General features: G+C 35.2%; 9 protein-coding genes. 6 read left to right on the plus strand and 3 right to left on the minus strand.

Features of this window, described 5'->3' with window-relative positions; all coding sequences use genetic code 11:
- Positions 1-96: 96 nt before the first annotated feature.
- A complete protein-coding gene (locus ORL93_RS24245; RefSeq protein ID WP_003194961.1) occupies positions 97-768 on the minus strand; it encodes a response regulator transcription factor in 672 nt (223 codons plus the stop codon).
- A gap of 337 nt (positions 769-1,105) precedes the next feature.
- On the opposite strand from ORL93_RS24245, the gene ORL93_RS24250 reads away from it, so the two are divergent.
- Positions 1,106-1,228 (plus strand): hypothetical protein, encoded by a 123-nt coding sequence (locus ORL93_RS24250; protein ID WP_003194959.1) that lies wholly within the window; start codon positions 1,106-1,108, stop codon positions 1,226-1,228.
- 420 nt (positions 1,229-1,648) lie between these two features.
- Here the strand turns inward: ORL93_RS24250 and ORL93_RS24255 are convergent, their stop codons facing one another.
- Entirely contained in the window at positions 1,649-2,155 is a 507-nt protein-coding gene (locus ORL93_RS24255) for a GNAT family N-acetyltransferase (RefSeq protein ID WP_006093482.1), read from the minus strand.
- A 318-nt stretch (positions 2,156-2,473) separates the two neighbouring features.
- Positions 2,474-3,283, minus strand: coding sequence for a formate dehydrogenase accessory sulfurtransferase FdhD (gene fdhD, locus ORL93_RS24260; RefSeq protein WP_018765589.1), 810 nt, complete (start codon positions 3,281-3,283; stop codon positions 2,474-2,476).
- A gap of 293 nt (positions 3,284-3,576) precedes the next feature.
- Between fdhD and fdhF the strand changes: the two genes are divergently transcribed.
- The 5 genes from fdhF (at position 3,577) to ORL93_RS24285 (ending at position 12,293) form a co-directional block, all read left to right on the plus strand.
- Positions 3,577-6,519 (plus strand): formate dehydrogenase subunit alpha, encoded by a 2,943-nt coding sequence (gene fdhF / locus ORL93_RS24265; protein WP_003194950.1) that lies wholly within the window; start codon positions 3,577-3,579, stop codon positions 6,517-6,519.
- Positions 6,520-6,531: 12 nt separating this feature from the next.
- Complete coding sequence (locus ORL93_RS24270) at positions 6,532-7,014, plus strand: helical membrane plugin domain-containing protein (RefSeq protein WP_097794608.1); 483 nt, start codon at positions 6,532-6,534, stop codon at positions 7,012-7,014.
- A gap of 203 nt (positions 7,015-7,217) precedes the next feature.
- On the plus strand, positions 7,218-9,089 hold the full coding sequence (locus tag ORL93_RS24275) for a glycerophosphodiester phosphodiesterase (RefSeq protein ID WP_265959631.1): 1,872 nt from the start codon (positions 7,218-7,220) through the stop codon (positions 9,087-9,089).
- 550 nt (positions 9,090-9,639) lie between these two features.
- A complete protein-coding gene (gene ald / locus ORL93_RS24280; RefSeq protein WP_018781915.1) occupies positions 9,640-10,773 on the plus strand; it encodes an alanine dehydrogenase in 1,134 nt (377 codons plus the stop codon).
- A 104-nt stretch (positions 10,774-10,877) separates the two neighbouring features.
- On the plus strand, positions 10,878-12,293 hold the full coding sequence (locus ORL93_RS24285; protein WP_018765586.1) for an amino acid permease: 1,416 nt from the start codon (positions 10,878-10,880) through the stop codon (positions 12,291-12,293).
- Positions 12,294-12,321 lie beyond the last annotated feature (28 nt).

The following is a 12,321-nucleotide window of genomic DNA, read 5'->3' on the forward strand; positions in this document are numbered from 1 at the left end:
TCTCACCACTGACCAAAGTTTTATCACGTGTTGTTTAACTAATTCTAAGTGTGAGGTGAGTCATGTCCCACTTAGAAAAGTTTCGCATTATTATTTTCATTCGCTTTTCCACTTATATCCCACTTTATAGATAGTCTCTAAGTATTTTTCAACAGGAAAGTCTTTTTTTCGTAATTTATCACGGATATTGCGAATATGTGAGTCAACAGTACGATATTCAATATCTGTTTGATAACCCCATATTTTTTCAATTAAATCATCACGGCTATAAGCTCGGTTTGTATTTTGTAAAAACAGTCCTAGTAATGAAAACTCGATAGGTGTAAGGGGAATTTTCTCGCTGTAAACAGTAACAGTATGTTTTGTTTTATCCCATTCAATGCCATTGAAGCTTATAAAACCATCCTTTTTTGTTCGGCGCAGTACAGCTTCAATTCGTGCAACTAGTACTTGTTCGTCAAAAGGTTTTGTAATATAATCATCGGCTCCCATTGTAAGTCCTTTTACCATATCGTAGTTTTGATTACGAGCTGTTAACATTATGATTGGAACATTGCTGATTTGACGGATTTGATAACATGTATCCCATCCATCCATATTGGGCATCATCACATCTAGCAAAATGATATCGAAGTTCTTTTGTTGAATTAGTTCAAGAGCTTCTATACCTGAATTGGCTTTCATACAAAAATAACCACGTGGGCTCAAAAATAAATCTAACAATCGCAACATGCGTTCTTCATCGTCTACTAATAAGATTTTAATCATAGTCTTGTGCACCTCAAAACATTCATTCTACTTTGTATAGTTTACATGAAAATAATAAAAAACTCTGTTTACGTGATTGAATTGTAGTGTATTTTTTCTACTAAGGCAATTGACATAAAAAATGCACTACTTTTGCACAACTCTTTTTTATAATAGAAAGCGTAGCGACACAAAATACCCTATGTTGCGACATAACGTCATGTCATTTTATTTATAAAATGACAATTCCATTCTATTGTGTATGTGAGATAGTGAGGAATTTCGTATTCACCTCGCATCGGATAAGGAAAATCTCCTATCTCACACTTTTTTTATTGTTATAAAGGGGACTATACACGTGAGTAAAAAAGAAGAACGTTTACAAAAAGATAAACAAGAGCGCAATGCTATTGTGATGTGTATTGCCGTATCTATGCTAATTATTGTGACGTGTGCTAATAAATTTTTCGGAATTCTATAATAGATGTAAAGGCTCATTGTTTCATTTTGAGAAACAATGAACTTTTTTATTTGTACGTAAAAATCCCCTGTATGCTATGTACAGGGGATTTTTGTATAGGAAGGAATCAAAAAATGATAGAAGCTTTATACAATAAACCAAGGAAGAATTGCTAATCCTGAAGTGACGATTATTGTACCAAAAATGAACAAAATAAGATGTTTGTGCTGTTTCATATCTGTTATTCCTCCAATTACTGATTTCATTCTATTACTTCTATTATTTTTTCATCTCTCATGTCTTTTTGTTGTGATTTCGTACTTTTAGTATAGCGAAGAGGAGGGAATAGAACCATTCAATAAGATGACGGGAACATTACATTGTTGTAAGAAAAAACACCTTTATCGAAAGGTGTTTTTTATATAAATTGATGCTATACAATTAGTCATTTAAAAATAAAACCATATGTTCTTCATCCCAATACTGTCCATTGTGCTTTAAGGCACGTTCTTGTACGCCATACGTTTGGAAGCCAAGCGATTCGTATAATTTTTTCGCAGCTTCATTTCCCATAACAACATCAAGCATGAGCTGTTCAACATGTAGTTTATATGCATTTTCAATAATAGCTTTTATTAATGCACGTCCAGCTCCAAGACCACGAGCTTTTGGAGAGACATAAACAGAGCCGATTTTTGCTTTATGTTCTTGTTTAATAAATGACTTTGTTTCTAATGTAGCAATTCCAATTAAATCATTATCTTTAAAGACACCAATTGTATATTTATTAGGGTTATCTAACCGTTTTGCCATTGCAGCAATAGGATCCTCATGTTTTAATACATCTTCATAAGAGGAACTAAAGGCTTCTGGATTTTGTGTTAATCCTTCCATACACACTTTTAAATAAATTTTTGCATCCTCTTTTGTTAATAAACGAATTTCCATAGCTGTAACCTCCTCAGTTTATCCTGCTTTATAGGAAAATAAATAATCTGCTTTAATATTTAAAGAAGAAATTTGTAATCCGTAAGGGTCTGATGATTATATTGATAGAACATCTACTGTGTATTCATAAACATATTCTGTACGTATTCTTTCTTAATTTGTAAAAGAATAAGAAGATATATGCGAGGAAGACAGGTGTCTTCATTTGTTTTTTAGTAATTCACTTTATGTAATGAAATTATATATTAACTTTATTAACTATTCAACAAATAAATATATTACATTTTTATAACTAAAAAACGATCCCTTTAGCAGGAATCATTTTGTTTCTGGTATATATCCTTCAACTCGTTCTGGATGAGTATAAATATTACAGGAGTCATTACGAATAAACCCAACTACAGTAATGCCTAAATCATGAGCGAGCTGTAATGCTAATTTTGTGGGAGCTGATTTAGAAAGAACAATTTCGCAACCGATTTTAGAAACTTTGAGTAAAATTTCAGATGAAATACGACCGCTAAATGCGATGATTTTTCCTTTGACAGATATGTTATTACGTAAACAATGACCATATATTTTATCTAATGCGTTATGTCTTCCAATATCCATTCTTGATATGAGAACGGTATTTCGATCGCACAGGGCGGTATTATGAACCCCGCCTGTTTGACGAAACGTAGTAGAAGATTGCTGTAAGGTGCTCATTAAATGAAAGCATTCTTCTGGAGTAATTGTTACATGTATATCATGTAAAGTTTTTGCTTTTGCTGCATCGTTTACAAAAACAAACCCTTGTCTACTTTTGCCGCAACAAGAAGTGACATATCGTTTGTTATATAGCGTTTGATAGAGTGGATTGATTTGTGATGTTTTTACATGAGCAACCCCTTTGTCTTTCTGTATCCATAACTCATCAATGTTCTCATAAGAAGCAATAATTCCTTCAGAAATTAAAAAACCTATTATCATATCTTCAATATAATTTGGAGTGCATACAACTGTTACATATTCTTCCCCGTTTAATTTAATTGTTACAGGGGATTCTGTAACAACTTCATCTTCTCGTTCGGAAAAGGCTCCTCCTTGATAACGTATCATTTTATATGTTTCTTGGACAGGCTCCATACTATTTTCCCCTTCGTATGTATTTTTCTTCCTATTCATCATAAAACATTGAAAATATAAAAGCATCCGTTATCTATATTATCAGAAGATTATTTGGTGATTATTGTATATGTGAGATATAATAGAGTAGTAGAATAGTGTCATTTTAGGCTTTTGTAGTATACCTTATAGCATCAAGAATCGACTTCTAAGATAGGATTTCAACAGAGCGTTTCAAAAAATGTACAGCAATATAGTTTTGAAAACGGATTCAAAACTATATTGTACAGTTAGTTGTAAGGAGAGGGGAAACTATGGCAGAACAAACGGTTCGTGTAACCGTAGATGGAAAGGAATTTCTTTCATCTGGTGAAAAGACGATACTGCAATTATTTAACGAAAGTAATTTAGAGCACCCACAAATTTGTCACGTACCAGAGGTTGATCCAATTCAAACTTGTGATACATGTATTGTAGAAGTGGATGGAAAATTAATGCGTGCTTGTTCAACGAAATTAGAAAATGGTATGCATATCGAAAGACAATCAGCGCGCGCAAAAGAAGCACAAACGGAAGCGATGGATCGAATATTAGAGAATCATTTATTGTATTGTACAGTATGTGATAATAATAACGGGAACTGTAAAGTCCATAATACGGTACATATGATGGGAATTGAAGAACAGAAATATCCATATGAACCGAAAGTTAGTGCAAAAGAAGTGGATATGACTCATCCATTTTATCGTTACGATCCCAATCAATGTATTGCTTGTGGACAATGTGTAGAAGTATGTCAGAATTTACAAGTAAACGAAACATTATCGATTGATTGGAGTTTAGATCGTCCGCGTGTTATTTGGGATAATGGGGTGAGTATTAACGATTCCTCTTGTGTTAGTTGCGGACAATGTGTAACAGTTTGCCCTTGTAACGCATTAATGGAAAAATCTATGCTTGGGGAAGCTGGATTCATGACTGGATTGAAACCAAATGTTTTAGACCCAATGATTGATTTTGTAAAGGATGTAGAACCTGGATATAGTAGTATTTTAGCAGTTTCAGAAGTTGAATCTGCAATGCGTGCAACGAAGATTAATAAGACGAAAACAGTTTGTACATTTTGCGGTGTAGGCTGTTCGTTTGAAGTGTGGACGAAGGATCGTCAAATTTTAAAAGTACAACCTGTATCAGACGCACCAGTAAACGGAATTTCTACATGTGTGAAAGGAAAGTTCGGATGGGACTTTGTAAACAGTGAAGACCGTATTACGAAGCCTTTGATTCGTCAAGGGGATATGTTCGTTGAAGCATCATGGGAAGAAGCATTAGAAGTTGTTGCGTCTAATATGCAACATATTAAATCGGAACATGGTAGTGATGCATTTGGCTTTATCTCTTCTTCAAAAGTAACAAATGAAGAAAACTATTTAATGCAAAAGTTAGCTCGTCAAATATATGGAACAAATAATGTGGATAACTGTTCTCGTTACTGTCAATCGCCAGCAACAGATGGTTTATTTAAAACTGTTGGTATGGGCGGTGACGCTGGGACAGTGAAAGATATTGCTGAGGCAGGACTAGTCATTGTTGTCGGTGCAAACCCGACAGAGGGACATCCAGTACTTGCAACACGTGTAAAACGTGCTCACAAATTGCATGAACAAAAACTAATTGTAGCGGACCTTCGCAAACATGAAATGGCAGAGCGTGCTGATCTATTTGTTCATCCGCGCCAAGGAACTGACTATGTATGGCTTGCTGGTGTAACAAAATATATTATTGATCAAGATTGGCATGATAAAAAATTCTTAGATGAAAATGTGAAGAATTTTGATGAATATAGCAAGATGTTAGAAAAATATACACTTGATTATACGGAAAGTATTACAGGTATTTCTAAAGATACATTAAAAGAAATGGCTCGTATGGTATATGAAGCAGATGGTACTTGTATACTTTGGGGTATGGGTGTTACACAAAATACAGGAGGAAGTACAACATCTGCAGCGATTTCAAACTTACTTCTTGTAACAGGTAACTATCGTCGCCCGGGTGCAGGTGCATATCCACTCCGCGGACATAATAATGTACAAGGTGCTTGTGATATGGCAACATTACCAAACTGGCTTCCAGGTTATCAAGCGGTATCGGATGATGCAATGCGTGCGAAATTTGAAAAAGCATATGGAACTACGATTCCGAAAGAGCCAGGGCTAAATAACATTGCGATGCTACTTGCAGCAGAAGAAGGGAAATTGCGTGGTATGTATGTTATGGGAGAAGAAATGGCTTTAGTAGATTCAAATGCAAATCATGTACAGCATATTTTAGCAAATCTTGATTTCCTTGTTGTTCAAGATATGTTCTTATCAAAAACAGCGCGCTTTGCGGATGTTATTTTACCAGCAGCACCAAGTTTAGAAAAAGAGGGAACATTTACAAATACAGAGCGCCGTATTCAACGTTTATATGAAGTTATGAAACCGCTTGGTGATTCTAAACCAGACTGGTGGATTTTACAAAAAGTAGCACGTGTACTTGGTGGGGATTGGAATTATGAGAACCCAAGTGAAATTATGGATGAAATTGCATCACTTGCGCCGCTCTATTCACAAGCAACATATGATCGTTTAGAAGGATGGAACAGTTTATGCTGGGGAAGTCATGACGGTAGTGATACACCGTTATTATATGTCGATGGTTTTAATTTCCCTGATAAAAAAGCCCGTCTTTCACTAGATGAATGGGTGCCGCCAGTTGTAGCGCCAGAAGACTACGATTTATTATTAAATAATGGTCGTATGTTAGAACATTTCCATGAAGGAAATATGACAAATAAATCAGTGGGGATTCTATCCAAAATTTCTGAGGTGTTTGTTGAGATTTCGCCTGAGCTTGCTACTGAGCGGAATGTGAAAGATGGTGGCCTTGTAGAACTGACATCACCGTTTGGGAAAATCAAAGTACAGGCACTTATTACAGATCGTGTGACTGGAAACGAGTTATATTTACCGATGCATGCGACAGTAAATGAAGAAGCGATTAATATTTTAACAGGAACAGCGACAGACCTATATACGTGTACACCGGCTTATAAACAAACGATGGTGAAAATGCGTGTACTACGTGAAAAAGGAAATCGTCCACTTCCTGCTTCAAACCCAAGAGATAAAAAGCGTCATCCGCAAAATGGTGTTGAAATTCAGCAGAAATGGCAGAGAAAGCAGTACGTATCACTTGTGGATCAGAACTAGGGGGCGAAGAACGTGGCAAAAGAAATTACATTGATTCAGAAAAAGGTCATTACAGAAGCAGAAAAGAAACAACAGTTATCAGATGAACTGCTAACCCAATTAGCTGAGAATCGTGAAGCGGTAGAAGAGACGATGCAATTGTTAGCACAGTTGCAACAAGCTGGCATATTAGATGCAGCAATTAGTTTGCTTGCTGCAAAAGAAGATGTTTCTAAAATTGCTGTTGAGCAATTAAATCGTGAACCGGTAAAAAATGCATTAAATAATATGATGGGGGCAGGAGAAGCGCTATCTTCTGTTGATCCAGAAGTAACAAAACAGGTGACATCGGGTTTAGTTACAGGATTACAATTTGCAACAGACGAATTAAAAAAGGGTAGGAAAACAAAGGTTATGGACTTCTTTAAAGTATTAAAAGACCCGGATATTAACAGAGCCATTACTTTTGGATTTAGCTTTTTAAAAGCATTTGGACAAGGATTAGAGAAAAAATAAGGTGAAATTTTAGTCAGTGGGGGTCTTACTGACCGTCAATAGTGTGGTGAAAATGAGAAAGAGTGATGGGGGTGTGCCTGTCACTCTTTTTGGGATGTATAAGAGTGTTCATATTAAGCGGAATATATTATTATAAAAAAGATGGATTTGAAATAGAAATATGGAATCCATCTCAAATATAGTGTTAGAATTTGGAGGAATTTATGCTACACCGTAAAAGACTATCTATACCAGGAGTCATGAAACATTCCTTTCAAACAGTACAATTTGCTTTTTGGAATGTGTTGGCGTTTCAGCTTGTTTATAAACTATTAGCAGCCATTGTATTTATACCGTTATTCGGTATGACTTTTAATAAGTTGTTGTATTGGGGCGGCTATGCAAATGCGACAAACGATGAATTGCTAGCTTTTTTGAAAACTCCATATGGTATCGCAGCTATTTTCATTTTATCGATATTGGCACTTTTTCTCATTTTTACGGAATTTGCGGTACTTATCATTATTTCGTATTTTGCACATAAACGACAAAGGGTAAAATTGCGTCCGATTCTGTATAAAACAGTAACGTATTTACCTTCTCTTTTCACATATTGTTTACCAGGATTTATTTTGTATGCGGTAATCTTGTTACCTCTTTTAAGCGTCGGTTATAAATCTGCACTAATCCCTGAAATTCAAATTCCTAATTTTATTACAGGAGAATTGTTTAAAACGACAATGGGGCAAGTAGGGTATTATACCCTTTTTGCTGTAGTTGCGTATTTAAATTTGAGATGGATTTTTGTTTTTCCTATTATTGTTTTAGAAGAAAAACCATTTCGCACAGCTGCACGTAAGAGTGCAAAGTTGGTAAAAGAAAGCTTTTTTAAAGTCTTATTCTTTTTAGTCGGACTTTTTATCTCGATAGGGATTATGTTCGTTTTATTTATGGGTCTGTACTTATTACTTTTATGGTGTGTGTATGAATTTACGAATCCCAAAGGAACATTTGCTTTATTAGCGGAATCTACCCTATCTGTATTTTTGACGAGTACATTATATTTATTTAGTTTTATTGTAACGCCGTTTTATATTATGGCATTGACAAGACTTTATTTACAAAAGGTTCCAGTTGAAGATGTTTTATTAGAAGAAGGCTTAGATTATTCCAAAACAAAAGCAGATAAATGTTTTTTTAAAAAGCATCGTTTGAAGTTTATTGGTGTATATATTGTTGGTATTTTCACCGTGGGCGTGGTTGTTGCTTTTATTGTGACGTTTATTACGAATTCATATAAAGAACCCGTTATTATGGCGCATCGTGGATATGTTTCCAAAGGAGTAGAGAATACGAAAGAGGCCTTGCAAGGTGCGATTGATGCAAAAGCAGAGTATGCTGAAATTGATGTGTTGCAAACAAAAGATGGTGAATTGGCAGTGATACACGATTTGAACTTAAAGCGTCTTGCGAATGCCAATGTACAAGTATCGGATTTGACGATGGATGAGCTTCGAAAGCTTACTCTTCATCAAGATGGATTCACGGGAAGAATTAGTACACTTGATGAGATGATTAAGCTTGCGAAAAACAAGATAAAACTCAATATAGAAGTGAAATTGCACGGAAATGAAAAAGATTTTGTAAAGAAAGTATTGAAAACAATAAAGGAAAATGACTTTGAAAAACAATGTGTCATTCAAACATTGCATTATCCGCTCATTAAAGAATTTAAACGTGCAAATCCAAACATAAAGGTAGGATATATTTTATATGCAAGTAGAGCAAATTTAAAATACGTTCAAGCAGATTTTTATGTTGCAGAAGAATATATGTTAAATAAAAGCTTAGTAAAAGCAGCACGAAAGTTAAATAAGCCAATTTATGTATGGACTGTAAATGATATGGAAAGCTTTAAAAAATATTATAAGCTTAATGTCGATGGGATTGTTACAGACTACCCTGTGGATGCACAAGAAGCCGTTAAAATGATGAAAGAGCAAGAAGAAAGTGAAACAGATGTGTTTGATAAGATTACAGAAACAACGGAAGATTTATTTTCAAAGTTATTCATAGGTTATCCAGCTGCCGGTTAAATATCGGTAGCTGTTTTTATTATATAAGTACAAATTGAAAAACCGACATAAAATCTAATTTTTAGGTGGGAGAGAGCATTCGGTCATGCATAGAAGCGGTCAAATTCTTTTCCTATCCCATGCCAAGAACAACCGAGTGTAAAGTCACCTTCTTCTCTTCATAGCAGTCATTTATATGTTGAAAAATTAAAATGGATTTATATAAAAAAGAATATACTTCTAAAATGTTACAGGGGATTTTAATTGCATATGTATGCGGTTTGTATTGTTTTTTCACATTGTTATATTATTGTCAAATAATAAAATATTAACGTTGGATTGCAAAGGTTATAATAAAAAGAGAGTGATAGATAAACGGAATATGAGAAATCCCGCTGAAAAATAAAGTTCTTTATATTTACACTATTCAAAATATAAAAACTTTTAAAATCTAGTATGTTAGCGTTTTCATAACTTTTAAGTTATGCTAGAATAAGGACATAAGTTATTAATTATTAAAAAAAGAAAAAAGAATTCCTTTTTTCTGTTAATTATAAGGGGGCATTTCATTATGCGTATTGGGGTACCAACAGAAATTAAAAACAACGAAAACCGTGTGGCAATGACACCAGCTGGTGTTGTACATTTAGTTCGTAACAATCACGAAGTATTCATTCAAAAGGGTGCAGGTATAGGATCTGGTTTTACAGATGCTGAGTACGTTGAAGCAGGTGCAAACATCGTTGATACAGCTGAAGAAGCTTGGAACATGGATATGGTAATGAAAGTTAAGGAACCAATTGAAAGCGAATACAAGCACTTTAGTGAAGGTTTAATCTTATTCACATACTTACACTTAGCTCCAGAACCAGAATTAACAAAAGCATTAATTGAAAAGAAAGTTGTTTCAATCGCTTATGAAACAGTACAATTAGAAAACCGTTCTTTACCATTACTTGCACCTATGAGTGAAGTAGCTGGTCGTATGTCTGCACAAATTGGTGCACAATTCCTTGAGAAAAACAAAGGCGGCAAAGGTATCTTACTTGCAGGCGTTCCAGGAGTAAAACGTGGCAAAGTAACAATTATCGGTGGTGGACAAGCTGGTACAAATGCTGCTAAAATTGCAGTTGGACTAGGTGCGGATGTAACAATCATCGACTTAAGTGCAGAACGTCTTCGTCAATTAGATGACATTTTCGGTAACCAAGTGAAAACTCTAATGTCTAACCCTTACAACATCGCAGAAGCTGTAAAAGAGTCTGATCTTGTAATCGGTGCGGTATTAATTCCAGGTGCAAAAGCGCCAAAACTTGTAACAGAAGAAATGATTAAATCAATGGAACCAGGTTCTGTTGTAGTAGATATCGCAATTGACCAAGGTGGTATTTTCGAGACAACTGATCGTATTACAACTCATGATAACCCAACTTATGAAAAACACGGCGTTGTTCATTATGCAGTTGCAAACATGCCAGGTGCGGTTCCACGTACATCAACTCTTGCATTAACAAACGTAACAGTACCATACGCAGTACAAATTGCAAACAAAGGCTACAAAGAAGCTTGCCTAGGCAACTCTGCATTATTAAAAGGTATTAATACATTAGCTGGTTATGTAACATTCGAAGCAGTTGCAGAAGCTCACGGTGTAGAATACAAAGGTGCAAAAGAATTATTAGAAGCAGAAACTGTATCTTGCTAATTGAAGCATAATACAAACTAAAAATCGAACAATATTTAATACAACATGATAAGAGCTAAGAGAGAAGACCTCTTAGCTCTTCTTAGTCAAAGGGGGCATACATCGTGGCCAACCTATTTAAAAAGAAATCCGTTACGCAACTGTTAGGGGAAAGTCAAAGTAAAACTTTGACGAAAACACTAGGGGCATTTGACCTAACAATGCTAGGGATTGGTGCGATAATCGGTACAGGAGTTCTTGTATTAACTGGATTAGTGGCAGCAAGAGATGCTGGTCCAGCAGTTATTTTTTCATTTATGATTGCAGCAATTGTTTGTGGATTTGCAGCATTATGTTATGCGGAAGTTGCTTCGACACTTCCTGTTTCAGGTAGTGTATACACATATTCTTATGCAACAATTGGTGAGTTTGTAGCCCATTTAATGGGATGGACGTTACTATCTGTATATGTTGTAACAACAGCGGCCGTAGCTGGCGGATGGACAGGTTACTTCCATAACCTGATAAGTGGATTTGGATTGGAAATTCCAAAAGCGCTGTTAACGATTCCATCTCAAGGTGGTATTGTGAACTTGCCAGCAGTAATCATCACGCTCGTATTAACATGGTTGTTATCACGTGGTACGAAAGAGAGTAAGCGTGTAAATAACGCAATGGTATTAATTAAAATTGCTATTGTTGTCTTATTTATTGCAGTTGGTGTATTCTACGTAAAACCAGAAAACTGGGTACCATTTACACCGTACGGTTTAAGTGGAGTCTTTGCCGGAGGAGCAGCAGTATTCTTTGCTTTCCTAGGTTTTGATGCATTAGCAACTTCAGCAGAAGAAGTAAAAAATCCACAGCGTGACCTTCCAATTGGTATCATTGCTTCGTTAGTTATTTGTACGATTATTTATGTTGCAGTTTGTCTTGTTATGACTGGTATGGTTTCTTATAAAGAATTAGATGTACCAGAAGCAATGGCTTATGTACTAGAAGTTGTCGGACAAGATAAAGTAGCTGGTGTAATTGCTATTGGAGCTGTAATTGGTATTATGGCTGTAATTTTTGCTTATATTTACGCAACAACACGTGTATTCTTTGCAATGAGTCGTGACGGTTTATTGCCAGAATCTTTTGCGAAAATTAACAAGAAGACAGAAGCACCAACATTTTCAACTTGGTTAACAGGGATTGGTAGTGCTTTAATTGCTGGATTTATCGATTTAAAAGAATTGTCGAATTTAGCGAATATTGGAGCGTTATTAACATTTGCGATGGTTGGTGTATCTGTTATCATTCTTCGTAAAACACATCCGAATTTAAAGCGCGGATTTATGGTACCACTTGTACCAACTTTACCAATCATTTCAATCGCATGTTGTCTATTCTTAATGTTCAATCTACCATTAACAACATGGATGTACTTCGGTGCTTGGTTAGCAATTGGAGTAGTTGTATACTTTGTTTATTCGAAAAAACATAGTCATTTAAAAGAAGATACAAGTTCGCAAGATAGCTTAGAAAAAGCTAATTAAGGGGATATAATAAATTGTAAGCCTTGTG

This window comes from Bacillus sp. DHT2 (assembly GCF_026241455.1).
Taxonomy (GTDB): Bacteria; Bacillota; Bacilli; order Bacillales; family Bacillaceae_G; genus Bacillus_A; species Bacillus_A pseudomycoides.